Origin of the sequence: Singulisphaera chitinilytica, assembly GCF_049331405.1 — a bacterium.
Classification (GTDB): Bacteria; Planctomycetota; Planctomycetia; order Isosphaerales; family Isosphaeraceae; genus PoT.
This window is the reverse complement of sequence record NZ_CP186274.1, coordinates 8,731,033-8,757,210: the sequence shown is the minus strand read 5'-3', so window position 1 is coordinate 8,757,210 and position 26,178 is coordinate 8,731,033. Positions and strand designations below refer to the sequence as shown.

Genomic DNA, 26,178 nt, shown 5'->3' with positions numbered 1-26,178 from the left:
GAAGGCCCCGGCCGATCCCTGGGATCGGCCGGGGCCTTCGTTCTTCGTTGCGATTGGCGTCGAGGACGAGCTCACTCGGCCTGTCCGACGAGCTTCGTCGCCCCGCCCTTGCCGAAGCCGACGTGGGGCTCGATCTCGAAGTGGAGCTTGTCCCCCTCGAACTTCAGCTTGAGGGCGAAGCGGAACGGGGTCTCGGTCAGGCAGAGGTTCGCCGTGTACGTGTCGTCGCCCGTCCAGGCCCCGCTCGCGGCGATCGGCTGCTCGGGCATGGAGGCGACGGCCGAGCGATCCTTCTTCCAGACACCCTGACCGCAAGGGATCCGGGTCTCTCCGGTCGCATACTTCGCGACGATCGTCACGTTCTTGCCCTGGCCATCGGCCTCGAGCTTTGCCGACTCGAGCTTGTGCTCATTCTTGGGGAAGACGAACGTCTTGCCGAAGGCCGAGGCCGCCGCGCCTGGGGAGCCGTTCCCCTCCTGGGGGGGGATGGTGAGATTCGCGAGCGCCTGCTCGAGCTTCTTCGCCCCCTCGTCGTCGGGCGCGAGGGATTCCGATTTCAGGGCCGGCAGGAGCTTGTCCCAGACGACGTTGAGGACGGCCTGCATGTCCTTCACGCCGCTGGTGATCGCGAGGACGGCGTCCTGCTCGGGGAGGACGACGCAGTACTGGCCGAAGGCCCCGTCGCCGCGATAGGCGCCGTGGCGAGATCGCCAGAACTGGTAGCCATAACCTTGATCCCAGTCGCTCTCGGGGTTGCTGCCGTTCGAAGTCTGGCGGGCGGTGGCCTTCTCGACCCAGGCGGCCGGGACGAGCTGCTTGCCGTTCCAGTCCCCCTTGCGGAGGTAGAGCTGGCCGAATTTGGCGATGTCCTCGGTCGTCACGCTCAGGCCATAGCCGCCGAGCGTGACCCCTTGCGGGCTCGTCGGCCACTGGGGGTTCTCGATGCCGAGCGGCTCGAAGAGGCGGGGGCGGAGGTAGTCGAGCACGGTCGAGCCGGTGGCCTTCTGCACGATGGCCGAGAGCATGTAAGTGGCCGACGTGTTGTAGAGGAAGTGCGTGCCCGGCTTGTGCGGCACGGGATGGGCCAGGAACTCCTTGACCCAGACCTTGTCTTCCTTGCGCTCGGGCTCGGTCTGGTGCCCGGTCGACATCCGCAGGAGGTCGCTGACCCGCATCGACTTGAGGTTCTTGCTCGGCTCTGCGGGGGCGTCCTCGGGGAAGAACTTCAACACCTCATCATCCACGCTCAGCTTGCCCTCTTCCACCGCCAAGCCGACGGCCGTGGAGGTGAAGCTTTTGCTGAGTGAGAAGAGCGAGTGGGGGGATTGGGCGTCGAAGGGGGGCCACCACCCCTCGGCCACGACCTTGCCGTGCCGCACGAGCACGAAGCCGTGCATGGCGTCGATCTTCTTGTTGGCCTCCTCGACGAACGCGAGGACGCCCGACGACGAGACCCCCTGGGCCTCCGGCTTGCTCCGGGGCAGCGGCGCCGACTTCGTCTCCCCGGCCACGCCCAGGGCGCAACTCCCGAGGATCAGTGCGACCAATGCGAATAATTTCATGTGTGTAACCCGGGACCGATCCAAAAGGTGTCGACGCCCGGGCATCCCCCGACCCGCTCGCGTCGGGCGAGATCCCCTGGCGTCAGGCTCTGGCGATTGAAGCCGAGATTCTCCCGGCTCCCACACCTCGGGTCAATACGGCGGGCGATTTCGGGGGCGAGGCCGTCGCAAGCCTGTTCAATTCAGCATCCTCGGATGCGGGAGGGCCTCCGCCCGGCTTGCAGATCGATTCTTACGGTTGTAGGATGGTAGGATTCCCCGCGCCCACGACCCGATCACCATGGCCTCGGTGGGACCTCGACGATGCGATTGCCCCGGCTTCGACTCCGCGAATTCCTCCTGGTCACGTTGCTGATCTCGCTCCTGACGGCGTCCTATTCGATCCGTCACAAGACCTGGCGGCGCGAGGAGTCCGGAAATCAGGCCTTCTACGCCGAACGCGCACGGGCCTATGCCCGCGGGATGGAGGCTCAGATTGATTTCGCGAGGAAGCGACTGGCGGCGGTCCCCGCCATCTCGGAGGCAGAGGTTTCAAAATATGACGTCATGATCCTGGCCGAGGCCAGGGACATGCGTGATCTACCCAGGAAGGGCAAGAATCTGGTCGTCGTCGCCGCTATCGAAAATGTCTTCTTCTTCAAGCTCTTCAACGGCGAGGGCAAGGTCTTGACCACCTGGATGCAGGTCCTGCCAGTACCCCTGGATGGTTTTTTCCGGGATCTCTGGCCTCCCCGCGAACTGACCCGAGTCGAGAAGAACCAGATCGTCGGGGCCTTCTCGGGCCTGCTCGAGGAAGGCCGGGCGGAATACCAGGCCAGCCTGAAATACACCGAGGATCGCAAGGCCTCGGAACTCGCCCAGGCCGAGCGGCTCGACCAACTCGCCCGGCGGCCTTGAATCCTCGATGACGGCGGTCGGGCGTTCTCGGGTTCAACGCCGGGGCGGAGTTGGACGCTTCCTCGACGGCTGCTGGACGAGGCCGACGTCGATGTACTGGCCACCGCCATTCTGGTGGCAATGCACGGCGATCAGGTTCCTGCCCGGCTTCATCCCTGCGAGGGCCTCCGGAGAGATTGGGATCTCTTCATAGTCGGAGACGAACCCGGGGAGCCTCGCCGCGAGGATGCCGTTGAGGTAGATCTCGGTATCCTCGTCGTGATGCACCGCGAGGGAGAGCGAACCCGGATCCCCTTCGGCGAGCGTGACCTCGCGCCTCAGCCAGATGTCAGGCGATCGCCACTCGGTCCGCACGGTCGAGCCGGGGGTGCCTCGCGTGCCGAAGCCACCCTGCGATTCTCGCCACCCCTTGTCGTCGAAATCGGGGCGCGTCCATTCGTCGGATGATGGGCGGGCCTCGGTCGACTTCCAGCTCGAGGCCTGCGTGCGGGCGGTCGGCACGACCTCGCGCGGGGGGACGGCGGCGGTGAGGTCGGCCTCGCCGGCGTCGATCCTGAAGATGTTGCCCCGGTCCCATCCGACGAGGTAGATCTCCCCCTCGGAGTCGAGGCCGATGGAGACGATCCGGTCCGGGGCCCGGCCGATCTCCATGATCGAGGTCAGCTTGCGGTCGCGCTGCTCGATCGCCCAGATCTTGCGCATCTCGAAGTCGCCGCAGATGTACTTGCCCACCAGCGACGGGTTCTTCTTGCCGTGGTAGACGAACCCCGCCGTGATCGAGACCCCGACGCGGTGGTGATAGGCGAAGATGGGCAGCACGTACCGGGCGTCGGGCTGGCGATAGCGGTCGGAGAAGGAGCGGAACCCTTCGATCACGTTCCAGCCGTGGTTCTCGCCCGACCTGACGATCGTCACTTCCTCATAAAGCCCCTGGCCGACGTCGCCGACCCAGAGGTCCCCGGTCGGCGGGTCGAAGCTGAACCGCCAGGGCTCGCGGAAGCCGAGGGCCCAGATCTCGGGCCTGGCCCCGGCCGTCTCGCGGAAAGGGTTATCCTTCGGGATCGCGTAGGCCCGATCCCCCTCGGCGTGGTCGACGTCGATCCGGCTGATCTTGCCCAGGAGCGTGGTGAGGTCCTGCCCGTGACCGCGTGGGTCGGTCTGGGGGCCGGTGTCACCCATGCCGACATAGAGATATCCATCGTTGCCGAAGGCGAGATGTCCGCCGTTGTGGACCTCGGTGAAGACGGGGATCTTGATGATGAGCTTCGAGGGCTCGCCCGAATCGGCCAGGCCATCGGGTGTCGCCTTGCGCTCGACGACCTGGACCGCGAGCCGTCCAGGCTCCACCGGCACGTGCATTTTGAGGAAGTATCGCCGGTTGCGGGCGAAATCCGGGTGGAACGCCAGGCTCGTGAGCCCCGTGAGCTCGCCGGAGATCGTCTCTTTCAGGACGTCGACATACAGCGATCGGTCATGCCCGTTCGCCTCCATCCGCCAGACCCGCGCCGCCTGCATCTCGATGACGAGGTTCTCGCCGGTGTGGCCGGGCAAGGCACCGAACCAGACCGGATGATTGAAGGCCCGGCCTGGCTCGAGGATGGGCACGAGCTTGATCGGCTCGACGGCCCTGGGAATGTCGCGGGCGTTGATCGCCTCCCCCTGCCCCAGCGGGTTCGGGGGCTCGAGGGTCGAAAGGTGCGAGAGGAGGTCCGCCATCTCCCCCGCCGACAGCCCCTGCTCGAGCCCCTTCGGCATCAGGGAGATGCGGCTCGGCGCCTGTTCCTCGATCTCGGTGCGTGCCACCTTGAACGCCTCATTCGCGGACGTGACGACCTCGACCTCTGCCTCGTTGACCGGTCGGAGGATCCCGTCGAGCACGCGGCCCGACTTGAGCGCGACGGTCGTCGAGGCGTAGTCGGGGTGGATCTTGGCCGACGGCTCGAGGATCGCGTCGAGGATCTCGGCCAGGGTCGCCCGGCCTCCCCCGAGCCCCGTGAGGTCGGGGCCGAGGGTCGCGCCTCGCCCGCCGACGGCGTGGCAGGAGAGGCACTTCGTCCGCTCCACGTTGTCCAGGAGGGCCTTGCCCCGCGCGGCGTCTCCCCTCGACTTCAAGACCGCCGCCCGATAGCCGGCCGGCGTGGGTTCGGCCTGGGCCTTCGCGCCTCGCGAGTCCAGTGCCTGGGCAAGGATCATGGCCAGGGCCGTCAGGCCGGCGAGCCCTGCATGGTTGGGGATCGAACGTTTCATCGAAGGTGACGCCCGAGATGTGTGGCGACCCTCGAATATGGCCACGCCCTCGGCCTCAGCCTCTCGGCCCGGCCATCGGACGCGTGCAGGGTCGCCTGGATATGAATCCGGAAGACGTGCCTGACAGGTTAAGTCAGGATTAACGGTTGCACAACCTCTTGTGGCCGACTTTGTGAATCCATTCGTCGACACCGAAACAGAAAGACTCGGCAGGGGCTCCTTGGGGGCCGGGCGTTGAGAGGACTCAGCGGAAGGAGAGGATCGCGACCATCGACACGGCGACGACGAACGCCAGCGGGAAGATGGGGCGCACCGTGCTCTGGATCAGGGTGGCGGCCTCGACCCCCTTGCGCCTCAGGACGACGTGCATCGTCGACACGGTGAAGATCGACGAGAGGACGAACGAGAAGGCGGTCAGCGTGTAGCGGTCGATGAACGTCAGGTAAGCCACCTTGGGCAGCGAGAAGTCGATCGCATACGTGAATGTCACCAGCGAGAGCAGGATGGCGAGCGAGGTGGAAATCTGCGGCTGGAGGTTCGTCACGTCGAACCAGAAGACCGCCCACGAGGCGACGACGAGGAGCGTCATCGGCAGCAGGACCCGCCAGAAATAGAACGTGTAGCGACGCCTCACCACGACCCGGAAGTCGTACCGCTCGCCGGGCGAATCGTCGCCATCGGGCCTGGCGCTGGCGTTCACCTCGAGGATGTCCCAGTCCGTCACCGAGGCATCGTTCAACTTGCCGACACGTTTCGTGTCGACGACCAGCTTCAGGTCCCTGGCGAATGGGTCGAAGGGGGCGACGTGGATCGTCAGGACCTGGGAGTCGAACGGGAACCGCTGGAGCCGCAACGGCGACTGGAAATTATGGCTGAATCGCACGCGTTGGGTGACGAGCCCGTCGTCGGTGACGTAGAGATCCCCCTCGCGCTTGGCGTTGGCCTGCTCGATGGCGTTGACGAACTCGAGGGCCGGCGACCAGATCTGCCCGGGGCGGAACCGCCTGAGCCTCCCCTTGCGCTCGTCCCCCTTCAGGGCAATCGTCGGGTCGACCCAACGGGTGTCCAGGTATCCGGCCATGTCGAACGACTCCTCCCGGAGGTTGATCCGGGCGAAGTCGACGACGTAGATGCCGATCGACACCTCGATCTGCTTGCCCCCTTCGCCGGGCCAGTGGATCCCCTCGCGCCTGAGCGTCTCGGAGACCTCGCCGTCGGCCCCTCGGGCTTCGCCGGCGGCCGAGCCCGACGCGGCGACCGCGCAGAGAAGTAGGCGAATGTAAGACAGAAAATGCCCGCATTTCATGTGCATCGTCGCGTCCCGAAATCGTGCGAGCCGACCCTCGGAGGGCCGAAATCCCCCGGCAGGCCACGTCTCAAGTTGATTGAATGTTATGAAGCGAATCGGGGGAGGTGAGCGGACCGCCACCTGGTGCAATAGATGTGCCAAGCCTTTGAGGCGATGCGAGGTGTGGCCGGGCCTCGCCGGCTCGCGATGGGATTCGTCGTGTTCGGGAGGGGTTCCATCGCGGGGCGGATCACTCGCGGACGGGGTAGCCCGAGCGATCTCGGGGATAGCGGACGCGTCGGATTTCCGAGCCTTCTTCGTCCGGGGGCATGTCCTTGAGTCCCGGGACGACCTGGTCCGCCTTCGGGCTGAGGGTGCGGAGTGCCCTGGCGAGAACGATCATCTGTTTCTGGGGCGCGGTCTTCCAGGCCTTCGCGAGGATGTCGAGGACGCGACCCTCTTCGGGCGTCCCCCGGCAGATCGCGGCGAGGGCTTCGGCGAGGAGAACCCGCAAGTGCGCGGAGTGCTCCGGGGTCGACTCGAACAAGGAGACGAGCCGCGGCACGGCGGGCAAGGACGTCCGGCCGATGATCCCCAGGGACCAGACGGCTTCCGCACGCCTCGTCTCCAGGAACATTTTGAGGGCCCTCGTGGAGCGGCCCGGCAATTCGGGGCGGTCGGGGCCGGGGTTCGTCTCCGCCTCGTCGGCGCTCTCGAGGACCTTGCAGAGGAGGTCGACCGCGTCGGGAGGGTGATCGTCGTCGCTCGTCAACTCCCCGATCGCCCCCGAGGCCATGCCCAGGATATCGGAGCCCCTGGACTGGTCGAAGTGGTGGGGGGCTTCCAACTCCCTGCGGATCAGTGCGAGGATGTCCGGCAAGGCGGGCCTGGCCTCGCGGCCCATGTGGTTGATCCCCACGGTGGAGACGAGGCAGACCTCCGTGTTCTCGCTCCTCAATCCGTCGACCAGGGCCGGCAGGGCCGAAGGCTCGAGCCGGGTGAACCAGAAGACGTCCGAGTAGGCCTTGCGGGCCTGCTGCCCCTCGCCGGGGAGCCGCCTGAGGGCCACGGGGACGACCGCCTCGGGCCCCTTGCGATACCAGAGCAAGGCCTTCACCGCCTCGACCCGGACGTTCTCGAGTTCGTCGTCCAGGCAGGCGATCAGTTGGGCCGGCGGGATGTCGGGCCTGCCGACTGCGGCCACGTTGCCGATGGACCTCAACACGGTGGCTCGCTCGGTCGACGGCAGGGCGTCGAGCATGGCCGTGAGGGAGTCCAACGCGCTGACGCAGAGGGTCGAGTCCGACGCCTCCTCTCCCCACCCCGCCGCCGGCTTCCTGGCGAACCGGGAGACGAGGTTTCCCACGACCGACGCCGCCGCGATCCGGACGTCGTCCGACGGATCCCTCAGCCCCTGAATGAGGTGGGGGAAGATCGCGTCGAACTCGGACGGCTCGGTCACATTGCGGATCAGGTCGCTGAACGCGTACGCCCTCGCGTCGTCGTCGCCATGCTCGATCTGGGAGATGACGACGTCGATCGGCGTCTTGTTTCTCCAGGGGGAGGCGTCTTCATCGTCCTTCTGCGACTGCACCTGATATACGCGCACCCCGAACGCGGCGATCGCAACGATCGCGACGACGAACCAGATCTTGCTCGTCCCTCTGCCCTCGTCGGGAGCGTCCGGCATGCTTCGATCTCCGAACCGATGCGACTCGCCCGCCTCGGGCGGCCTGTCGTGTGCCTCGGCGACGCGATCGTATCGGCGAGAGCCATGCCTATGGCTCAGGGGCACGGCTGGAAACGACCGAGAGGTTGAAAGCAGCAATGGAAGGGAGCCGAAAGTCCGGATCGGCCGACGCGATCTCTCCGAGGTCGTCCCCGAACTCATCATGGCCCCGCGACCACGGCGGATCAATATCACGGTCACGTGACGCGAAGGACTCCGACAGGGGCCGTGCTTGAGTTCGGTTCGTGGGCGAACGCCGATGACTCCGCACGTCGATCGGCTGCAAACGCGGGGCCGGCTCCTGGGTTGCGGCTCAGCGAGGCCCGAGAGGTTCGAGTGAGGCGATCGCCTCGCCGCATCGAGGGCAAGGAGCCGTCGCCCCCGGCGCGCCGAAGGAAATGGAGATAAACGCATGGCAATGGGGGCAGGATCCGCAGCCGTCCTTCACCCCGACCTCCGGGTGGACGACCCTCCCCATCGCCCTGGCGGCAGGGCCCTGCCTGAGCTGAGACATTCGCATGAGGAGGGCATAGAGCGAGTTGTACGCCATCTCACACCTCGAATTGAGGCTCGCAGGGTTCGCCCCGCACCGGGCGCGATCTTGAGTCCGAGGTCGATCGACCTTCGTTGATCCCGCTTCCCCGCCAGGGGCGATTATGCCATGGCGGGGAGCATGTCACAACAGTTGGATTGATAGAGTCTGATGTTTGCGGCGAGAATAAGAGTCCTCTCCGCGCGATAAACGATAATCAGCGATCGCCCCGCGTGACTCGCCCCGCACGAGATTCCACCACGGAGAATAAGGCTCGGGCTATCGGCGGCCACAGATCGGCGAGTTGGCGTCGGGCATGAATGCCGAACATACCTTGCGCCGGCCGGACAAAGATGGGCCGGAGGAGGCAATTCGCTTGACCTTTTTCGGTGCGGCCTTAGAGTACGTTAATGCATCGCTCATGAACGGCGATTGCCCGACGCCAAGGTGGCTCTTGCCGAACGTTTCCACGTTCGACAGGAGCCTTTTTCGTTCGGCTCGCCCGGCACGAATCATCTCGCATCAGCTCGGAGGAGGATTTCTCGATGAGTGTTCTGACAACCAAACGTTCGGTCTTCGTGCTGGGCTCCTTGGTCGCGATGGCCGCCGTCTCGACGACCGGGATACTCCGGAGCCAGACAACCCCGCAGGCATCCGCCGAGATCAAGCACGAAAAAGAGGTGCTGAGCAAGGCTATGGCCAGGAAGCTCAAGACGACGCAGGATCTGGTCAAGGCCCTCGCCGTCGAGGATTTCGCTCAGATCGATGCCAGTGCAGCACTCCTGAAACAAATCGGCCAGGATACCCTTTGGAAGGTTTCGCCGAATGTGACGTACATCAAATATGCGAGTGAATTCTCGACCATCAGCGGCCAGCTCGCTGCCGCAGGGCGCGACAAGGATCTGAATGCCGCCACGTTGGCTTACGTCCGGCTCACGATCAACTGCATCGACTGTCACAAGTTCGTGAGGGACGGCCGCATCCTGGGCGAAAAATAGAAAGGAAGACATTGCACGCGCCGGGTCTGCCACCGGGCGAGTGTACACTGCCACAGGGCCTCATTCCTTGCGATCCGGATCGGCGGCCCTGAGGCTGCTCTCGCGAATCATCCCCGCGAAGATGGAGAGGAAGGACGCGGTGTAGAAGAGATTCGTCAGGACCTCGTTGAGGACGCGGATCCTGGCGATGCTCGATTTGGGAAGATATTCCCATCGCCGATGGGTGCGGCCGTGACCATGCTGAAGGATGTGGCGTCGACGAGGCTCGATTTTCCGGCATTGAAAGCCTTCGCGTCGCAACTCGCCAGGAACGTGTAGGCGATGCCAGTACCTTAAATGGTCACCATGTACCACACGGTGGAAAAGCCGATTGCCTTGACGATCGGGTTGTCCCACACGGACTCCCCGTCGATCGGTCAGACGATTTCCCCGGACGATGACGAGCGTTCAAGCCATTTCAGAGAGGTGAAGAACCTCGAGCCGATCGGCTCGAAGCCGTCCTATCGGCCGAGGCCGTTGGGTCTACTCTCCACTCCCTCTCCCGCTTCTTGGACCTGACTCGCGAAGGCTTACCTCTTGATCCGATTGGCCGCGTCACCCAGGACCATGAACGTCTGCAATGTATCTTCGACGGGGACTTTTGGATCTTCGGGCTGATAGGCCGGGAGATTGACGAAACGCGAGGGCAAGTTGCCGGCGAGATGGCCACGAATGACATTCGCCACCTGCGCCGTCAAGGTCGCCGCCCCGTCGCGGTCGAGGTGCGACTGATCGAAGAAGACGCCGGAAGGATAGGCCGAATGTCGAGCGTCCAGGATCACGACGTTCGGGAATTTCGCGACCGCCCGATTCAGTAGGTGTGTGTAACGATCATTGATCCCGGCCTCGTCCTTGCTCGCCTCGAACTTGGGATGGTCGGGAGGGACGACCCAGAACACCGGGATCTTGTGCTCGCACGCGAGTTTCAGGAATCGGTCGACATACCTCATATTGCACGCATTCCCGACCCGATCGGGCAGGAACGCGCTCTTCAGCCATCCGGGAATGTCGTTCGTCATCCAGGGGGTCGGATTCTTCTCGAAGACGAGAGTCCCTCGATTCTTCGCGGTGTTCCTGCGGAACACGTGGACCCGATCCGTCGGCGGGGCCTGCTCGCCTCGCAGGCGGGAGGTGATGATCTCACGCATGTCCAGCCGGAATCGCACGGAAGGCAGCAGTCGACCCGTCATGACCCACGCGAAGAACGAGGAATCCTGGGCCGTCCTGGCGAGGTCGAAGGCTTCGGGCACCGACAGGAGTTCGGCCCAGCGATAGGTATTCTCCTCGAGGCCGTGTCCCAGGAGCACGGGATAGAAGTCGACGACGACGGCGGTCGGCTTCGCCTTTGCCTTGAGGATCCGTTCCAACTGAAAGTAGCTGGCGGGGGCCTGGCATCCGCTGAACGCCAGATTCATGGTCCGGAGATGCAGCCGGTCCTCGAGGACGTTCGTCATCAGGCCATGCTTGACCTGGCTATCACCGAGGCAGACGACCTGGCAATCCTTCGACGAACGGCTGGCCGCACGGCCGCAGGAATTCCACATCCAGGCCTGCGCCGCGCCGAGTCCCGTACCCCTGTGGATGATGAAGGTCTCGGTCGTCACGACGAGCGCCAACATCCCCAATAATCCCATCGGCAGGCGGCCGCGCCCGGATTCTCGTCGAATTTCTTTCATCGCTTTAATTTTACCTGGGATTCCAACGAGCGGTACTCCCCGGGGGAGTCCGGTCGTGACGCGGGACGCCACCGACTCCATCGTCCCGGAAACCATCCCACATTATTCTTTTGCCCATATTTATCGGCAGTTTCGCGCAATTTCGCCAATACGCCCCAACCTGTCAACACGAGCTCGTCCGCAAGCGCACATGCCGGTCGGCTCCGGAAGTGAAGGCGGACGTCCTCAGATATATCCAACTTGCCCGGGGCGACAATCTCGGTGTTCTATGGAGAGCACGGATACCACTCTCTGCCAGCACGCCGCCGAGGCCCTCCGGCACCATCTCCAGCGCGTCCCCGCGATCACTTCGTTCCTTCTCGTCCTCGAAGGCTCAGAGAATGCAGTGAGCAACGCCGCTCTTCAGAGCCTCTGCGCGATTGGCGTCGAAGTGGTCACCGCCCTGGCCAAGGCAATGGTTCACCCCAGGGAAGCGGAGAAGACGCTTGTCGCCGAATTAACCGGCGACGGCGTTCGCTGGAGCGTACCCCTTCTCACCGTCAAGAAGCGACGTTGGCGGTCGTACTAAGGTGTACTTTGTGTAATTGCAGGCAACCGCGAGCTGTCTTAGGGATGAGAAAGGAAGGACGATGCTCTTGGAGAAAACTCCGGGTAATGGCAGTCCATGCTGGATCGACCTGCGTAGTCGAGAAATTCTTAATACACCATCGATGCTGAAGGGCGGTGTAATTCATCTCTCAGAGCCTCGAATCACACTTCCGCCAATCTTGATGCAATTCCATCGAATTGAAGTCCGAGGAATTTCAGGCAAATGCTCGTAATGGCCTTGAGAAGATTCACTTCCCTTGATTCGTGATTTCACGCAAAGCGATGATCCTCTCCTTGATTTTCTCCCGATCCTCTCTGCTGATGGTATAAGGCTTTCCGTTTAGTTCGTAGCGGCCATCTCCATCGATAAATTCAACCAAGCCGCCAATCCCATCAAGATGCATGTCAAAAAAAGCCATTTCAGAAACGTTCTGGCGTTTGAATTCAAAATTTGTACTTTTCTTTGTTTTTTCAAGATAAGAGTCTCCGATGAAGATTTTGAGCTCGGGTTCGGGGCCGAGCAAAGATGGAGTCTCTGGCGGCCTCTCGCCATGGATCATTAAAGAGGTATTCCAAATCTTTGGATGCTTTCCTTTTCCTAGAAAATTGACTTTCAGTTCGATGCTGACCCCGGAACTATCTCGCTTTTGGATCGGTGTTAATTCAAGGCTGCTCGATGTGTTGTCTTTCAATCCGTCATACTTTGCGATGGGTTCGTCTTTGCCGCCACATCCGCACGCCAGCACCAAGGCGAAAATCCCTGCCGACCAATTCCGCATCTAAAGCCTCCAGTTGGTGGAAAGTGGTGAGCTCATCCATTGAAACGTAATGGAGCCAATGTCGCCACGTTCAAAGTCGTCGCACCGTGATTTTGAGTCGACGGATGAGTATGTCATGCATGTCCTCCAAAATACATTGGAGGGCTTTTAGGGCCTGACGGCGGAAGGAGCAACCTCGCTTCAGCAAGGCGATTTAACGTTCGAGAGCCTGCATTAAACGCCCGGGCAGTACAACTGCGATACTGCGTGAGCAGGTGGCCCTAAACGACCAAATGGCGTTATTTACGCAACTAACCGATTCGCAATCTGAGCTTGCTAAACGGTATAATTCCTCACAGTTGCTCGAGTGGGTTTGCCGAGACAACCGTAAGAAATTAGCTGGTCAGTAGGCCTAGAATTTGGGGCCTGCCCTTTTGAGGATATTTAGGAAAGATAACCTATCTCCGTGTGGTCGCGCGCGCGACTTCTCTTACCCCAATGTTGCCCCAAGCATTGGGCAGGGATGTGACGCATTGCATGAAGGAGGTGCAGTTTGTGTCACTAACCCACGAGATGACGCTTGCCGTAAACCCCTTGGGAGTCGGGGTTTGACGGGCTGTGACGTGAATGGTCGCGAGGAGTCGCGAATAGCGGCGGAGGGACTCGAACCCCCGACACGCGGATTATGATTCCGCTGCTCTAACCGACTGAGCTACGCCGCCGTAGAGGAATGATGTTAGCAAACCCGATTCGGGTTCGCAAGGTGGTCGATGTCCGGTTTGGGGATGGATTTCGGATCGAAGTGGCCGAGGCGGAGGGTCGGGGCGGTTGGAGGGGGCGGGATCGGCCGGAAATGGGGGGTGGGGGGTGAAATCAAGGGGCTATCGACCCGGATTCGGACTTTCCTCGGGAAAGCCGTTCGGGTCTACTTGTTGATGACGCAAGTCGAGATTGAGTCACTGACTCCGAAAAACCTGTCGGTCATGTGGGCTGGCGGGATGTCGTGAGGTTCCGGGGCCCGCTTCGCAATGCCTCCGCAATATATCTTCAGGATTGAGAACCTCTCCAAGGCCTACGCCAAGAAGGACGTCCTCAAGGGCATCTGGCTCTCGTTCTACCCCGGGGCCAAGATCGGCGTCCTCGGCGGGAACGGCTCGGGTAAGAGCACCCTGCTCCGCATCATGGCCGGAGTCGATAAGGATTTCCTCGGCACAGCGGCCCCGGCGCCGGGCACCACGATCGGGTATGTGCCCCAGGAGCCGACCCTCGACCCCAGCCTTGATGTTCGCGGGAACGTCGAGCAGGCCGTGCTGCCGCTCCGGACCCTGCTCAACCGCTTCGACGCCATCAACGCCAAGCTCGGCGAGCCGATCGACGCCGACGAGATGGACAAGCTGCTCGAGGAGCAAGGCAAGGTCCAGGACGCCATCGAGGCGGCGGAGGGCTGGGACCTCGACCGCCGGATCGAGATCGCCATGGACGCCATGCGCCTGCCGCCGGGCGAGGCCGACGTCAGCACTCTCTCCGGCGGCGAACGCAGGCGCGTGGCCCTCTGCAAGGTCCTGCTGCAACGGCCCGACATCCTCCTGCTCGACGAGCCCACGAACCACCTCGACGCCGAGAGCGTCGCCTGGCTCGAGCGGCACTTGCAGGATTATCCGGGGACCGTCGTGGCGATCACCCACGACCGCTACTTCCTCGACAACGTCGCCGGCTGGATCCTCGAGCTGGATCGCGGCCAGGGGATCCCCTGGGAGGGGAACTACTCCTCCTGGCTCGAACAGAAGCAGGAGCGGCTCGCCCGCGAGGAGAAGTCGGAGAGCGCCCGCCGCAAGACGCTGGCCAAGGAGCTCGAGTGGGTCCGCATGGCCCCCAGGGCCCGGGTCGCCAAGAACCGCGCGCGGCTCCAGCGGTACGAGCAGCTAGCCCAGCAGGAGTCGGAGAAGCGCGACGAGGCGGTGGTCCTCCAGATCCCGCCCGGCCCGCACCTCGGCGACCTCGTGGTCGAGGCCGATCACGTCAAGAAGGCCTTCGGCGAACGCCTGCTCGTCGAGGACATGACGTTCAGACTACCGCCGGGCGGGATCGTCGGGATCATCGGGCCCAACGGCGCCGGCAAGACGACGCTCTTCCGCATGATCGTCGGGCAGGAGCAGCCGGACGGCGGGGCGCTCCGCGTCGGAGACACCGTGGTCTACTCCTATGTGGATCAGAACCGCGACACGCTGAACCCCGAGAACACCATCTTCCAGGAGATCAGCGGCGGGCTCGACAACGTCGTGCTCGGCAAGCGGAAGGTGCCCTCGAGGGCGTACGTCGCCCAGTTCAACTTCAAGGGGCCCGACCAGGAGAAGAAGGTCTCGAACCTCTCCGGCGGGGAGCGGAACCGGGTCCACCTGGCCAAGCTGCTCAAGAGCGGCGGGAACCTCCTGCTGCTCGACGAACCGACGAACGACCTCGACGTGGACATGCTCCGGGCGCTCGAGGAGGCCCTGCTCGACTTCGGCGGGTGCGCGGTGGTGATCAGCCACGATCGCTGGTTCCTCGACCGGATCGCGACGCATATCCTCGCCTTCGAAGGGGATAGCAAGGTCGTCTGGTGCGAGGGCAACTACCAGACTTACGAAGCCCAGCGCAAGGAACGGCTCGGGATCGACGCGGACCAGCCGCATCGGATCCGTTACAAGGCCCTCACGCGTTGATGAGGCCACGCCAAGGGGAGGAAGCTGAGCGATGACGACCTCGACGAGGATCGGTCCCCCCAATCTGGAGATCGACAACAGGGACGGGGTCGTCACTTTCACGCTCAACCGCCCCGAGCGGCGCAATGCCCTTTCGAGGGGCCTGATCGCGGAACTGAAGAGGGCGATCGACACGGTCGCCGCCAACGCGTCGGCCAGGGTCGTGGTGATCGGGGCCAAAGGGTCCGTCTTCTGCTCAGGGCATGACCTCAGCGAGATGACGGGGCGGGACGAGGCCGAGTATCGCGACATCTTCGCGGCCTGCTCGGAGGTGATGCTCGGCCTTCGGCGGCTCCCGCAGCCGGTGATCGCGAGGGTCCAGGGGGTCGCGACGGCGGCCGGCTGCCAGCTCGTCGCCGCCTGCGACATGGCGGTCGCCTCCAGCGAGGCGACCTTCGCCACCCCCGGCGTGAAGATCGGCCTCTTCTGCACGACGCCGATGGTCCCCCTCGTCCGCGCGGTGCCGGATAAGGCGGCTCTCGAGATGCTCTTCACCGGGACCCCGATCACGGCCGAGCGGGCCAGGGAACTCGGGCTGGTGAACCTCGTCGTCCCGCCGATGGAGCTCGACGAGGCGATCCGGGAATATACGACCGTCATCAAGGGGATGAGCCCCTCGGCGATCGCCCTCGGCAAGCGGGCTTACTACGACCTCAAGGGGGTCGATGAGCCCGAGGCCTACGCGCAGGCCGTCGAGGTCATGACCGAGAATGCGTTGCACCCGGACGCGCAGGAAGGGATCGCGGCGTTCCTCCAGAAGCGTCGGCCGGTCTGGAAGGACCGTTGATGTCGGGTAGGATCATCATAATGTGTCCGGTCCGCAATCCTTTTGCAGATGATGCAGTGTGTTGCGAGTGATCGGCGGATGGCGAGGAACCTCGGCGATTCTCGCCGGAACGTATCGACAGCTTATATCATCGGTTAAGATTCAGCGTTCGGTCGGAGCAGCGGCCGCCGTTCCCCTTGGCGTCTATCGAGTAGAAAAAGGAGCGGTTCGTACATGGCGGACATCGTGTTCATCAACCCCCGGTTCGAGGTCTCGTACTGGGGCATGGAGCACGCCCTCCCCTTCATGGGCAAGCGGGCGAACCTGCCGGTCGCCTGCCTTCCGCTCCTCGCGGCGCTGACGCCGGCCGAGCACACCGTCACGCTCATGGACGAGAACGTCGAGGCGATCAACTACGAGCGCCTCGAGAAGGCGGATATCGTCGGCCTCACCGGGATGAGCGTCCAGCGCTTCCGGATGAAGGAGATCCTCACCGAGCTGAAGCGCCGGGGGATCTTCGTCGTGGTCGGCGGCCCCTGGATCACCGTCTCCGAGGAATACTTCGGCGACCTGGCCGACGTCATCTTCGTCGGCGAGGCCGAGGAGACCTGGCCCCGATTCCTCGAGGAGTGGAGGCAGGGGCTGCACCAGATCCGCTACGAGCAGCTCGAGAAGTCGGACATGGCCAAGGTGCCGACCCCTCGGTTCGACCTGCTCAAGACGCGGCATTATGCCTTCGGGAGCCTCCAGTTCTCGCGTGGCTGCCCCTTCCAGTGCGAGTTCTGCGACATCATCGTGACGTTCGGCCGGAAGCCCCGGATCAAGACGAGCCCGCAGATCATCGCCGAGCTCGAGGCGCTCCGCGCCCAGAATATGAAGATCGTTTTCATCGTCGATGACAACCTCATCGGCAACAAGAAAGCGATCAAGGAAGTCTTGCGCGACGTCGTCGCCTGGCAGGTGAAGAACGGGTACTACTTCTCGTTCTTCACCGAGGCCTCGATCGACCTCGCCGACGACCCCGAGCTGATGGAGATCATGATCGACGCCAATATTCTGGCGGTCTTCATCGGCATCGAGAGCCCCAAGGAAGAGTCGCTCCGCGAGACGAAGAAGTTCCAGAACGTCCGCGCGGGCGGCACCTTGCTGGAAAAGGTCCACCGGATCCAGAACGCCGGGATCGAGGTCTGGTGCGGGATGATCATGGGGTTCGACAACGACGACTCCACGATCTTCGACGCCCAGCGCACGTTCATCAAGGACGCCCGGATCGCCCTCACCATGATGGGGATGCTCCACGCGATCCCCAAGACCCCGCTGCACGACCGCCTTGCGGCCGAGGGGCGGCTCGACCCCTCCGACGAGCCCGAGTACGGCACCAACGTCATCCCGCTCAAGATCGGCCGGGACGAGTTGCGCGAAGGCTACCTCAAGGTCCTGCGCGACCTCTACGAGCCCGAGGCCTTCTTCCAGCGGATGGAGGCGCTCTACATCGACCAGGGGATCGAGATCGGCAAGGGCCGGGCGAAGTACTGGCGGCGGCATCGGGTGCAGCAGGCCAGCTGGGAATCCCTCTGGCTCCTCCAGGCCGTCGGCCTCTTCATCAGGATGATGCAGTCGATCCCCGAGGCCTCGCTCCGCAAGGAGTATCGCAAGCGGATCTGGCGACTCCTCAAGAAGCGGCAGAACCCGGGGACTGTCCTGCTTTATGTGATCAAGATGGCACATCATTATCACGCCTACACGATGGCCACGCAGATGTCGGCCGACGGGGCGAAGATCGTCAACTCGTTCTGACGTGAGTGGGGCTCGAATCGAGCCCCTTCGATCCTGGGGAGCCGGCGAGGGTCCACGATGGCCGAGGTCGCAGAAGCTCGGTTGATCTCCATCCAGGTGGGATTGCCGCGAGATCACGGGGTCGAGGGGTCCGACGACTCCTGGACCCGGCCCTGGACCAGCGGCTTCTACAAGGAGCCCATCGCCGGGGCCGTCTGGGTCGGGCGGACCAATGTCGTCGGTGATGGCCAGGCCGACCTCGTCAACCACGGCGGGGTCGACAAGGCCGTGCTCGCCTACTCGGCCGACCATTACCCGAGCTGGCGGGCCGAGCTCGAGCGGCCCGAGATGGACTGCGGGGCCTTCGGCGAGAATCTGTCGGTCGTCGGGCTCTGGGAGGCCGACGTCTGCATCGGGGATACCTACGCCATCGGCGCGGCGAGGTTCCAGGTCTCGCAGCCGAGGCAGCCTTGCTGGAAGCTCGCCAGGCGCTGGCAGGTCAAGGACCTGCCGGCCCGGGTCATCAAGACCGGCCGCAGCGGTTGGTATTTGCGCGTGCTCGAGGAGGCCGAGATCGAGGCGGGGCTCGAAGTCCAGCTCCTCGATCGGCCTCATCCCGAATGGACCGTCCTGCACGCCACCGAGATCATGTACGCCCGCCGCCAGCATGCCGAGGAGGCCCAGGCGCTCGCGGCCTGCCCCCTGCTCTCCGCCGCCTGGCGAGAGCAGCTCTCCTGAGTTAGTGTCGCAGTGCCCTCGCCGGACCTCGCCCCTCAGTTCGCGACAAGGAGCCCCCATGCGCACCGGGATATGCCTCGCATGCGTCTCGCTGGCGATCGCCACTTCGAGCCTTGCTGCCGAAATCCGGGTCCATCGGTCGGAATCAGAAATCCGGATCGAGACCGACGCCCTCGAGGCCGTCGTGAAGACGAAGGGTTACGTCAGCGGGGTCGCGGCGGGGAGCCTGCTCGATCGCAAGACGAACGCCCGCGACCTCGGGTTCGGGTTGCACATCATGGACTTCCTGCTCGCCCCCGGCTGGGCCGACGACGATTATTCGCGCGAGGCGAAGTACCACGGGAACTTGCCCAAGCATTATGTCGAGGGCCCGCAGATCTGCACCCAGGCGAAGGAGCTTCCCGCGGAGGTGATCCAGGGCAAGGATTTCGTCGCGATCAAACTCCGGTTCCGCTACACCCTGGCCGCGCCTGGCCTCAAGGCCGGCTCGACCTGGGAACAGACGCTTGTCTTCCGGCCAGGCGTGCGCTACGTCCTGAGCAGCGAGGCGATCGTGAGCGTCAACGACGTCGAGAACATCTTCTATCGGATCGACATGCCAGGGCATATCAAGCACAAGGGCGGAGAAGAGTTTGCGCAGGTGTACCTGAGCTATCTCGATCGGACGATCCCTTCGTCCGCGTTCGTTGGGGACTTCGCCCCCGACGAGCGCTATCTGTATCGGAGACGTCAAGGGCATGTGCCGACCCGGATGATCCGAGCCTATCAGGTGAAGGTCGACGGGAAGCCGGGGCCGTGGCTGGCGGGGATGACGCTCGACCCGGCGATGGTCAGCGAGGCCTGGTGTCATCAGCGCGGGTATGTCTGCTTCATCGAGGAGTTGCACGGCAAGGCGATCAAGGCGGGCGAGAGCTTCGGGGCCGCGTATGTCGTCGGCTGGTTCGATGACATCGAGGAGATGGGGCGGGTCTACGACCAGTTCAAGGGGCGTCGTCGGATCGTGATCGACGGGGATCGGTTCCGCCTGGTATGACTCGCTCAACTCGTTGAGGCGGGGAAAAAATGAGCGAGGGCCGTGAAGGGCGTTTTTGCCCTTCACGGCCCTCGCGGTGGTTTCAAGAGTTCGTGGTCGAGGTCAGTGGCCCCGATCATCGGTGGGTGCCGCGGTGCGAGGCCTGCTGAACCCGGAAGCTCGAGCCGTTCCCGCCGTAGCCGCCCCAGTTGCTGTTGCCGCCGTTGCTGGAGGGCTTGCCACCGTAACCGCCCCAGTTGCTGCCGTTGTTGGTGTTGCTGCCACCGTAGCCGCCGCCGGTGCTATTGTTGTGGCCCCAAACCGGGCCGGTGTTGTGCGAGGGGTAGTTGGTGGTCGTCGTCGGGTAGTTGCCTGTGTTGGGCCGGCCGCTGCCGGGGCGTCCCCAGACCGGGCCGTTGTTGCTGCCACCGTAGCCACTATTGCCGTTCTGACCCCAGACCGGGCCGTTGTTGTTGCCGCCGTAGCCGCCCGTCTGGCCCCAGACCGGGCCGTTATTCTGCGAGGGGTAGCCGCCGCTCGGGCCGGGGTACGTATTGGGCTGATTGCAGACCGGGCCGTTGTTCGGGGTCGGGTAGCAACCGCCGCTGGGAGGGGGGTAGCAACCTCCGGTCGGCCTGGGGGTGCAACCACCGTTCTGGCCCCAGATCGGGGGGATGTTCGGGGTGCAGTTCCCGCCGTTCCAGGGGGGCGTCGGGTAGGTCGGGCACGACGTCGGCAGCGGGGCGGGGTACGGATACGGGTTCGGATTCGTGTTGCAGGTGCCGGGGTTGTACGGGGGCGTCTGCGGCTGGCACTGCGGGTAGCCCCAAGACTGCGTGTTCGGCGTCTGGCCGCCGTAACCCGGGTCCGCCTTCGCCGCGGAGGTCATCGTCAACGCCGCCAGGCCCGCAACCGCCAGCTTCACCATGACCGTTTTCATTGTCGTGTGTCCCGTTTCCCGTGTCGTTCGTGTCTCGTTATGAGGCCGTTTCACGTCCTCTCGACAGGGTTATCAGGAACCCGGGATCGACCGGACAAACGGCCGAAGGTTTTTTTTGGGATTCTTTTTCGGGGCTCCCGTCCTGTCACGACTGGAGCGCGATTCGGTCCCGGACTATCGTTGCAGTATCGGGCTCCGATTCCGTTCGGAGACGTCGAAATAGCAGTGCGGGGCGAATCCATGCGTATCCAGGGGCGTCGGGTGGTTCGGGCGTTCGTCCTCGCGATAATCATGTTCGGGGGCTTCATCTTATCGTCGGGGGCGAATGGCCAGGGCGAGCCATCGAGGCCCCTGCCGAGGCGGATCGAGGCATCCGCGATCGAGAACCTGTATCAGGTCGGGCCGACACTCTTCAGCGGCGGGGAGCCTCGCGGGGACGCGGGATTCTCGGCCTTACGGGCCATGGGGATCCGCACGGTCATCAGCGTCGACGGCTCGATGCCGGACGTCGAGGCGGCTCGCAAGCAGGGGCTAAGATACGTCCACCTACCGGTCGGATATGACGGCATCCCTCGCGAGCAAGGCCTGCGGATCATCAAGGCCTTCGAGACATTGCCGGGGCCGATCTTCATTCACTGCCATCACGGCAAGCATCGCGGCCCGACCGCCGTCGCCCTTTGCGGGATGTCGACCGAGGGCTGGAGCAAGGCCGAGGCGACCTCCTGGCTCAAGCGTGCGGGAGCCTCGCCCGACTATGCGGGGCTCTATGCGACGGTGGCGAACTTTGCCGTCCCCACGCCGAAGGAACTGGAACGGCTCGTCCACGAGTTCCCGGAGCGTTGCCAGCCCCCGGCCCTGGTCGAGTTGATGGTGTCCATCGACGGCCGCTGGGATTCGTTGAAAGCGATCCGCGAGGCGGGATACAAACCGAACGCCAAGCAGCACGACCTCGATCCTCCTCATGAGGCCCTGCAACTGGCCGAGTCCTTCCAGGAAGTGGCGAGGGGCGCGGTGGCCTGCGCGGACTCGCCCGAGTTGATGGCTCGCTCCGAGACGTCGGCGAGGCTGGCGAAGGATCTCGAGGCGTCGCTGCGAGCCTTCGCCGCGAGCCCCTCCCCCGCGGTCAAAGAGAATGTGGATCGGGCCTTCGACGCCGTGGGCAAGAGCTGCACCGCCTGCCACGCCCGGCATCGCGACCGCAAGGATTGAGGGCCCGGGAGACTTCTTTATCGGCGGGTTCGATTGAGGTCGGTGGCACTGGGCGGCTCAGCGGCGGCGGCTGTCGGCATCGTTTGTGACGGCGACAGAGCGGGCGAAGTCTTCAATCTGAACCTCGGGGTTGTGCTCGCGATAGTCGGGCATCGCGACCCAGCGGCCATCCGAAGGGGAGCCGAGGCGGGCGCCGAGGGCGTCGGCCAGATCGTGGCTGAAGGCGTAGGCACCCTGGGCGTTGAAGTGCATGCCGTCGTTGAAGGCGGGATCGACATAGTTCGATTTGAGGCCGTCGAGGACCGTCAGGTTCGGGTATCGAGCCTGGAGGTGGCGGGCGAACTCGCGGTAGCGGGCGTCGAGCCCCTTCGCCTCGCGACCGGCCTGGAGGGCGGGGATGAACGGGGGCATGAGCCAGAAGACGGGGATGTCGTGGGCCTGGGCCAGGGAGAGGAACCGCTCGACGTAGGCGACGTTCACCGGGTTGCAATCCCAGGTGTCGCTGAGGAGCGTGCGGCTGAGGTGCTCGGCGATCTCTCCGCGGTACTCGGGGTTCCGCGGGATGACCTTCGCCCCGCGGTTGGCGAGGATGTTCCGGCGCATCGGGGCGTTGTAGCGTCGGTTCGACTCGCTCTCGCCCCGGAAGGCCGCGGCGAGGTTCGTGCGGATCGGCTTGCGGTCGCGGAACGAGGGGAGGAGCCTCGCGACGGCGGCGGTCGCGAAGAAGCCGGGATCCTTGGCCGTCAGCGCGAGGTCGGCCAGCTCTCGGAATTCGAGCAGGTGGGGCCAGTAATCGACGTAGAGCGAGGGCGGATCCGTCAGGCCCGCCGGGTGGAACTCGACGAGGATCGCCCGGGGTTGGCTGCCGGAGTCGAGCGCCCGCCGCAGGAGGTGGTAGCTGGAAGGTGCAGGCCCCGCGCAGAGGGAGAGGTTGTAGACGGGGCAACCGAGCTTCTGGCCGATGATGCGGGGGATCACCGCCTGCTTCACCATGCTCGAGCCGAAGCAGAGGATCGGCCGGCCGACCACCTGCTTGCGCGCGGCCTTGCCGCTCAGCCACCACTCCCAGGCCTCGGGGCGGGAGATGTCGAGGCCATGGCGCGAGATGCCGGACTCGACCAGGAGGACGAGCGCGAGCATCCCCAGGAAGCCCGCCGGGAAGGCCCGGGCTTTCTTCCGCGTACGGGCCTCGACGGCCGGGTCGACCGCGGCCGACGGCTCTTGCCGGGGCCGGGATGGGGCGTGTTCCATCGCCTGCCACTCCCTCAAGCATTCGAGCGGAGATCCTCAATAGGCCCGGGCCGGCGCGGGGGTCCGGCACGGGCGCGGGTCATGGTACCTTCGGGCGTCCTCAGGTCAAGCCGGGCCAGCGGGTTCGGGCGACGAATCTCGCAGCAAGTGTTGCTTTTTTATTAGGCCAACGACCTTGACGATCGGCGGAGAATAGCCCATGATGCGCCCAGCTCTCCAGGGGGCCGGGATCGCCCCCTGACACTCGCAGCCGCTCCAGGGAGGGTAGCTCACATGGCCGTACGACGCCCACGGTTCGTTCTCGCGTCTCGACACCTCGCCGCGATCGTGCTCCTCGGGTTCACCCCGGCCCTGGCCAACGCGGGCCCCCTCTACTACGTCAGCGACCTCGGCACGGCCTCGGGCGACAACGAGAGCTGGGCCACCGGGATCAATAACAGCGGCCAGGTCGTCGGCGCGACCGCCAACACGGCGGATGGCGGCTTCAGCTCCCGCCCCTTCCTCTACAGCAACGGCCAGCTCAGCACGATCGGCGACCTCTCCGGCAGCGCCAAGGGGATCAACGACAGCGGGCAGGTCGTCGGCACCGAGACCTCGGCCTCGGGGAACCACGGGTTCGTCGCCGACAACGGCAACATCACCCGGTTCGAGACCTCGAACCCGCAGGTCGGCAACGCGCAGGCGATCAATAACGCCGGGCAGGTCGTCGGGAATCTCGACGCTGGGATCTCCCCCGTCGGCCAGTCGCAGGCCTTCTCGATGAGCGGCGGCCAGGTCCAGACGATCCAGCCCCCGGGGAGCATCGGCACGACGGCCACGGCGATCAACAACTCGGGCCAGGTCGCCGGCATGATGAACACGCAGGGATACGACTTCGGCCTCGGGCACGCCTACGTCCAGACGAACGGGACGTTCAAGGACCTCGGCACGCTCGGCGGGATGTACAGCAAGGCGCTCGGCATCAACGACGCGGGCGACGTGGTCGGGCAGGCGTCGGTCCTGGCCAACAACGCCTTCCACGCCTTCGTCTACCGCAACGGCGCGATGCAGGACCTCGGAACGCTCGGCGGCACGAGCAGCTCGGCGACGGCCATCAACGCCTCCGGGGCGATCGTCGGCAACTCGCAGACGGGTCAGCCGGGCGTCCAGCATGCCTTCCTCTACGAGAACGGGACGATGCTCGACCTGAACTCGGTGATCTCGTCGCAGACGGGCCTGACCCTCACCGGGGCCGCCGGGATCAACGACGTCGGCCAGATCGTGGGGACGGCGATCGACGAGAACGGGAATCGTCATGCCTTCCTGCTCACGCCCAAGGATTTGATCCCGACCCTGGGCAGCCCGCAGCAAGTGCCCGAACCGAGCACGCTCGCCTTCTTCGGCATCGTGGCGTCGGCCGCCGGCCTGCGATGGGCGCGGCGGCGGAACGGCCGCGTCTGATTCTCGAAGGCAGGAAATCCAGGCGCCCTTTGCTTCCGAGGCTCTCCTCCTACAATGGGGAGTCTCGGATTTCTCCTTTGTGTTCGTGTGAGCGATACCTATGCCCATGATTGAGGCGATAGGCCTGACCAAGACCTACCGCGTCTTCCAGAAGAAGGAAGGCCTTCTAGGTGCCTTTCGAGGCCTCTATCACCGCGAGTACAAAGAAGTCAAGGCGGTCGAGAATGTCAGCTTCTCCATCGAGCCCGGCGAGATGGTCGCCTTCCTCGGGCCCAACGGCGCGGGGAAGACGACGACCCTGAAGATGCTCTCGGGGCTCATCAACCCGACGAGCGGGACGGCGAGCGTCCTGGGATATACCCCCTGGGAACGGCATGACGCGTTTCGCCGCCAGTTCGCCCTCGTGATGGGGCAGAAGAATCAGCTCTGGTGGGATCTCCCCGCCGCCGACAGCTTCCAGCTCCACCGCGAGATCTATTCGCTCCCCGCCGCCGAGTTCAAGAAGAACCTCGACGAGCTGACCGAGCTGCTCGGCGTGACGAAGCTCACCCGCCAGGCCGTCCGCGAGCTCTCGCTGGGCGAACGCATGAAGATGGAGCTGATCGCCGCGCTCCTGCATCAGCCAAAGCTCCTGCTCCTCGACGAGCCGACCATCGGGCTCGACGTCGTGGCGCAGGTGGCGATCCAGAAGTGCCTCCGCGACTATCACGCCCAGCGCGGCGTGACCATGCTCCTGACCAGCCACTACATGCGCGACGTCGAGGCCCTCTGCTCCAGGGTGCTCGTCATCACGCACGGCACGCTCGTCTACGACGGCCCGCTCTCCCGGCTCTCCGAGCGGTTCGGACGTTCCAAGCTGATCCGCCTCGAGTTCGAGGACGGCGTCATCCCCGAGGACCTGGAGCGCTTCGGCGAGGTCGTCCGCAAGGAAGGGACCTCGGCCGACCTCAAGGTCGACCGCTCTCGCGTGGCGGAAGCCCTGGGGGCGATCCTCGACCGCCACGCGGTCGCCGACGTCAGCGTGACCGACCCGCCGCTCGAGCAGGTCATCGCCCGGGTCTTCGAGGAGGGGCGAAAGAACCATGACGCTGCCTGAAACCCTCGAGACGACCACGCCCGCGCTCGCGGCGTCGAACTCACCCGAGTGGAGCCCGCCCCGCGCGTCCAAAGGGTTCGCGGGGACGATCCGCAAATACTCGAAGATCGTCCGGGCCTCGCTCGTCGAGCGCATGGCCTATCGGAGCGATTTCCTGCTGATCACGTTCCTCCGATTCCTGCCGATGGTTACCACGATCCTGCTGTGGCGGGCCATCTACGAGGGGTCGGGGCAGAAGGATCTCGCCGGGTTCAACTACCGCGAGATGATCGCTTACTTGCTGATGACCAACATCAGCCGTATGTTCTCGAGCATGCCGGGCCTTGCGGGCGGCATCGCCAAGGACATCCGCGAGGGGACCTTGAAGCGCTACCTCGTGCAGCCGCTCGACATGATCGGGTACCTGCTCTCGTACCGGATCGCCCACAAGGTGGCGTATATCATCACGTCGGCCTTCCCGTACGCCCTGCTCTTCTTCGTCTGCCGCAACTACTTCGACGGCTTGCCCGACGCGACGACGATGGCGGCGTTCCTGCTCTCGCTGGTGCTCAGCTTCCTCGTCGGGTTCTTCTTCGAGGCGGCGGTGGGGATGGTCGGGTTCTGGTTCCTCGAGGTCACGTCGCTGCTCTATATCGTCATGACCTTGAACTTCTTCATCTCCGGGCACATGTTCCCGCTCGACCTGCTACCGCAGCCCTGGGCGGGCCTGTTGAAGGCCCTGCCATTCCAGTACATGGCCTATTTCCCGGCGGTCGTCTTCCTCGGCAAGGTCAAGGGGATGGCCCTGGTGTATAACTTGCTGGCCGAGGCCGCCTGGGCCCTCGTTTTCATGCTCCTGGCTCGCGGGCTCTACCGTTACGGGCTCCGACGTTACAGCGCTTACGGGGGTTGATCG

Annotated in this window: 21 protein-coding genes and 1 tRNA gene; 12 read left to right on the top strand and 10 right to left on the bottom strand. The window is 64.4% G+C overall.

Annotated features, from left to right (window positions below; all coding sequences use genetic code 11):
* Positions 1-71: 71 nt before the first annotated feature.
* Positions 72-1,562, bottom strand: coding sequence for a serine hydrolase domain-containing protein (locus ACOYYX_RS34235; RefSeq protein WP_422927144.1), 1,491 nt, complete (start codon positions 1,560-1,562; stop codon positions 72-74).
* 303 nt (positions 1,563-1,865) lie between these two features.
* On the opposite strand from ACOYYX_RS34235, the gene ACOYYX_RS34230 reads away from it, so the two are divergent.
* Positions 1,866-2,459, top strand: a complete 594-nt coding sequence (locus tag ACOYYX_RS34230; protein ID WP_422927143.1) for a hypothetical protein — start codon at positions 1,866-1,868, stop codon at positions 2,457-2,459.
* Between the two features lie 33 nt (positions 2,460-2,492).
* Here the strand turns inward: ACOYYX_RS34230 and ACOYYX_RS34225 are convergent, their stop codons facing one another.
* The 3 genes from ACOYYX_RS34225 to ACOYYX_RS34215 all read right to left on the bottom strand — a co-directional run bounded on the left by ACOYYX_RS34225 (position 2,493) and on the right by ACOYYX_RS34215 (position 7,684).
* Positions 2,493-4,706, bottom strand: coding sequence for a PQQ-dependent sugar dehydrogenase (locus ACOYYX_RS34225; RefSeq protein ID WP_422927142.1), 2,214 nt, complete (start codon positions 4,704-4,706; stop codon positions 2,493-2,495).
* A 244-nt stretch (positions 4,707-4,950) separates the two neighbouring features.
* Positions 4,951-6,018, bottom strand: a complete 1,068-nt coding sequence (locus ACOYYX_RS34220; RefSeq protein ID WP_422927141.1) for a hypothetical protein — start codon at positions 6,016-6,018, stop codon at positions 4,951-4,953.
* 226 nt (positions 6,019-6,244) lie between these two features.
* Positions 6,245-7,684, bottom strand: a complete 1,440-nt coding sequence (locus ACOYYX_RS34215) for a hypothetical protein (protein ID WP_422927140.1) — start codon at positions 7,682-7,684, stop codon at positions 6,245-6,247.
* Between the two features lie 1,116 nt (positions 7,685-8,800).
* Between ACOYYX_RS34215 and ACOYYX_RS34210 the strand changes: the two genes are divergently transcribed.
* The gene (locus ACOYYX_RS34210; protein ID WP_422927139.1) at positions 8,801-9,253 is read left to right on the top strand and encodes a hypothetical protein; all 453 of its coding nucleotides are present in this window, start codon (positions 8,801-8,803) and stop codon (positions 9,251-9,253) included.
* A gap of 60 nt (positions 9,254-9,313) precedes the next feature.
* Here the strand turns inward: ACOYYX_RS34210 and ACOYYX_RS34205 are convergent, their stop codons facing one another.
* On the bottom strand, positions 9,314-9,553 hold the full coding sequence (locus ACOYYX_RS34205) for a hypothetical protein (protein ID WP_422927138.1): 240 nt from the start codon (positions 9,551-9,553) through the stop codon (positions 9,314-9,316).
* A 269-nt stretch (positions 9,554-9,822) separates the two neighbouring features.
* Complete coding sequence (locus ACOYYX_RS34200) at positions 9,823-10,911, bottom strand: hypothetical protein (protein ID WP_422927137.1); 1,089 nt, start codon at positions 10,909-10,911, stop codon at positions 9,823-9,825.
* A gap of 325 nt (positions 10,912-11,236) precedes the next feature.
* On the opposite strand from ACOYYX_RS34200, the gene ACOYYX_RS34195 reads away from it, so the two are divergent.
* Positions 11,237-11,536, top strand: a complete 300-nt coding sequence (locus ACOYYX_RS34195; protein ID WP_422927136.1) for a hypothetical protein — start codon at positions 11,237-11,239, stop codon at positions 11,534-11,536.
* A gap of 268 nt (positions 11,537-11,804) precedes the next feature.
* Here the strand turns inward: ACOYYX_RS34195 and ACOYYX_RS34190 are convergent, their stop codons facing one another.
* Positions 11,805-12,335, bottom strand: coding sequence for a hypothetical protein (locus ACOYYX_RS34190; RefSeq protein ID WP_422927135.1), 531 nt, complete (start codon positions 12,333-12,335; stop codon positions 11,805-11,807).
* 627 nt (positions 12,336-12,962) lie between these two features.
* A tRNA-Met gene (locus ACOYYX_RS34185) sits at positions 12,963-13,036 on the bottom strand.
* A 306-nt stretch (positions 13,037-13,342) separates the two neighbouring features.
* Here ACOYYX_RS34185 and ettA point away from each other — a divergent pair.
* The 5 genes from ettA to ACOYYX_RS34160 all read left to right on the top strand — a co-directional run bounded on the left by ettA (position 13,343) and on the right by ACOYYX_RS34160 (position 19,368).
* On the top strand, positions 13,343-15,016 hold the full coding sequence (gene ettA / locus ACOYYX_RS34180; protein WP_422927134.1) for an energy-dependent translational throttle protein EttA: 1,674 nt from the start codon (positions 13,343-13,345) through the stop codon (positions 15,014-15,016).
* Between the two features lie 31 nt (positions 15,017-15,047).
* A complete protein-coding gene (locus ACOYYX_RS34175; protein ID WP_422927133.1) occupies positions 15,048-15,842 on the top strand; it encodes an enoyl-CoA hydratase in 795 nt (264 codons plus the stop codon).
* Positions 15,843-16,055: 213 nt separating this feature from the next.
* A complete protein-coding gene (locus ACOYYX_RS34170) occupies positions 16,056-17,618 on the top strand; it encodes a B12-binding domain-containing radical SAM protein (protein WP_422927132.1) in 1,563 nt (520 codons plus the stop codon).
* 57 nt (positions 17,619-17,675) lie between these two features.
* Positions 17,676-18,335, top strand: a complete 660-nt coding sequence (locus ACOYYX_RS34165; RefSeq protein WP_422927131.1) for an MOSC domain-containing protein — start codon at positions 17,676-17,678, stop codon at positions 18,333-18,335.
* A 58-nt stretch (positions 18,336-18,393) separates the two neighbouring features.
* Positions 18,394-19,368: a hypothetical protein gene (locus ACOYYX_RS34160; protein ID WP_422927130.1), complete on the top strand. Its 975-nt coding sequence runs from the start codon at positions 18,394-18,396 to the stop codon at positions 19,366-19,368.
* A gap of 115 nt (positions 19,369-19,483) precedes the next feature.
* Here the strand turns inward: ACOYYX_RS34160 and ACOYYX_RS34155 are convergent, their stop codons facing one another.
* Positions 19,484-20,287 carry a hypothetical protein gene (locus tag ACOYYX_RS34155; RefSeq protein ID WP_422927129.1) on the bottom strand — a complete coding sequence of 268 codons (804 nt, stop codon included), beginning with the start codon at positions 20,285-20,287 and terminating at the stop codon, positions 19,484-19,486.
* A 240-nt stretch (positions 20,288-20,527) separates the two neighbouring features.
* Between ACOYYX_RS34155 and ACOYYX_RS34150 the strand changes: the two genes are divergently transcribed.
* Positions 20,528-21,496, top strand: coding sequence for a hypothetical protein (locus ACOYYX_RS34150; protein WP_422927128.1), 969 nt, complete (start codon positions 20,528-20,530; stop codon positions 21,494-21,496).
* Positions 21,497-21,553: 57 nt separating this feature from the next.
* Here ACOYYX_RS34150 and ACOYYX_RS34145 read toward each other — a convergent pair whose 3' ends face one another.
* On the bottom strand, positions 21,554-22,747 hold the full coding sequence (locus tag ACOYYX_RS34145; RefSeq protein WP_422927127.1) for a hypothetical protein: 1,194 nt from the start codon (positions 22,745-22,747) through the stop codon (positions 21,554-21,556).
* 273 nt (positions 22,748-23,020) lie between these two features.
* Here ACOYYX_RS34145 and ACOYYX_RS34140 point away from each other — a divergent pair, with 273 nt between their 5' ends.
* From ACOYYX_RS34140 to ACOYYX_RS34130, 3 genes are all read left to right on the top strand, one after another.
* A complete protein-coding gene (locus ACOYYX_RS34140; protein WP_422927126.1) occupies positions 23,021-24,187 on the top strand; it encodes a DUF3466 family protein in 1,167 nt (388 codons plus the stop codon).
* A gap of 100 nt (positions 24,188-24,287) precedes the next feature.
* Complete coding sequence (locus tag ACOYYX_RS34135; RefSeq protein ID WP_422927125.1) at positions 24,288-25,283, top strand: ABC transporter ATP-binding protein; 996 nt, start codon at positions 24,288-24,290, stop codon at positions 25,281-25,283.
* The gene (locus tag ACOYYX_RS34130; RefSeq protein ID WP_422927124.1) at positions 25,270-26,175 is read left to right on the top strand and encodes an ABC transporter permease; all 906 of its coding nucleotides are present in this window, start codon (positions 25,270-25,272) and stop codon (positions 26,173-26,175) included. Before ACOYYX_RS34135 ends, ACOYYX_RS34130 begins: the two co-directional genes overlap by 14 nt.
* The last annotated feature ends 3 nt before the right edge of the window (positions 26,176-26,178 follow it).

Coding starts and splice junctions, on each gene's coding strand:
- ACOYYX_RS34215 (WP_422927140.1), bottom strand. CDS start 7,684: ATGCCGGACGCTCCCGACGAGGGCAGAGGGACGAGCAAGATCTGGTTC.
- ACOYYX_RS34195 (WP_422927136.1), top strand. CDS start 11,237: ATGGAGAGCACGGATACCACTCTCTGCCAGCACGCCGCCGAGGCCCTC.
- ACOYYX_RS34190 (WP_422927135.1), bottom strand. CDS start 12,335: ATGCGGAATTGGTCGGCAGGGATTTTCGCCTTGGTGCTGGCGTGCGGA.
- ACOYYX_RS34140 (WP_422927126.1), top strand. CDS start 23,021: ATGGCCGTACGACGCCCACGGTTCGTTCTCGCGTCTCGACACCTCGCC.
- ACOYYX_RS34135 (WP_422927125.1), top strand. CDS start 24,288: ATGCCCATGATTGAGGCGATAGGCCTGACCAAGACCTACCGCGTCTTC.
- ettA (WP_422927134.1), top strand. CDS start 13,343: ATGCCTCCGCAATATATCTTCAGGATTGAGAACCTCTCCAAGGCCTAC.
- ACOYYX_RS34165 (WP_422927131.1), top strand. CDS start 17,676: ATGGCCGAGGTCGCAGAAGCTCGGTTGATCTCCATCCAGGTGGGATTG.
- ACOYYX_RS34160 (WP_422927130.1), top strand. CDS start 18,394: ATGCGCACCGGGATATGCCTCGCATGCGTCTCGCTGGCGATCGCCACT.
- ACOYYX_RS34200 (WP_422927137.1), bottom strand. CDS start 10,911: ATGTTGGCGCTCGTCGTGACGACCGAGACCTTCATCATCCACAGGGGT.
- ACOYYX_RS34170 (WP_422927132.1), top strand. CDS start 16,056: ATGGCGGACATCGTGTTCATCAACCCCCGGTTCGAGGTCTCGTACTGG.
- ACOYYX_RS34150 (WP_422927128.1), top strand. CDS start 20,528: ATGCGTATCCAGGGGCGTCGGGTGGTTCGGGCGTTCGTCCTCGCGATA.
- ACOYYX_RS34175 (WP_422927133.1), top strand. CDS start 15,048: ATGACGACCTCGACGAGGATCGGTCCCCCCAATCTGGAGATCGACAAC.
- ACOYYX_RS34145 (WP_422927127.1), bottom strand. CDS start 22,747: ATGGAACACGCCCCATCCCGGCCCCGGCAAGAGCCGTCGGCCGCGGTC.
- ACOYYX_RS34130 (WP_422927124.1), top strand. CDS start 25,270: ATGACGCTGCCTGAAACCCTCGAGACGACCACGCCCGCGCTCGCGGCG.
- ACOYYX_RS34155 (WP_422927129.1), bottom strand. CDS start 20,287: ATGAAAACGGTCATGGTGAAGCTGGCGGTTGCGGGCCTGGCGGCGTTG.
- ACOYYX_RS34235 (WP_422927144.1), bottom strand. CDS start 1,562: ATGAAATTATTCGCATTGGTCGCACTGATCCTCGGGAGTTGCGCCCTG.
- ACOYYX_RS34225 (WP_422927142.1), bottom strand. CDS start 4,706: ATGAAACGTTCGATCCCCAACCATGCAGGGCTCGCCGGCCTGACGGCC.
- ACOYYX_RS34230 (WP_422927143.1), top strand. CDS start 1,866: ATGCGATTGCCCCGGCTTCGACTCCGCGAATTCCTCCTGGTCACGTTG.
- ACOYYX_RS34210 (WP_422927139.1), top strand. CDS start 8,801: ATGAGTGTTCTGACAACCAAACGTTCGGTCTTCGTGCTGGGCTCCTTG.
- ACOYYX_RS34220 (WP_422927141.1), bottom strand. CDS start 6,018: ATGCACATGAAATGCGGGCATTTTCTGTCTTACATTCGCCTACTTCTC.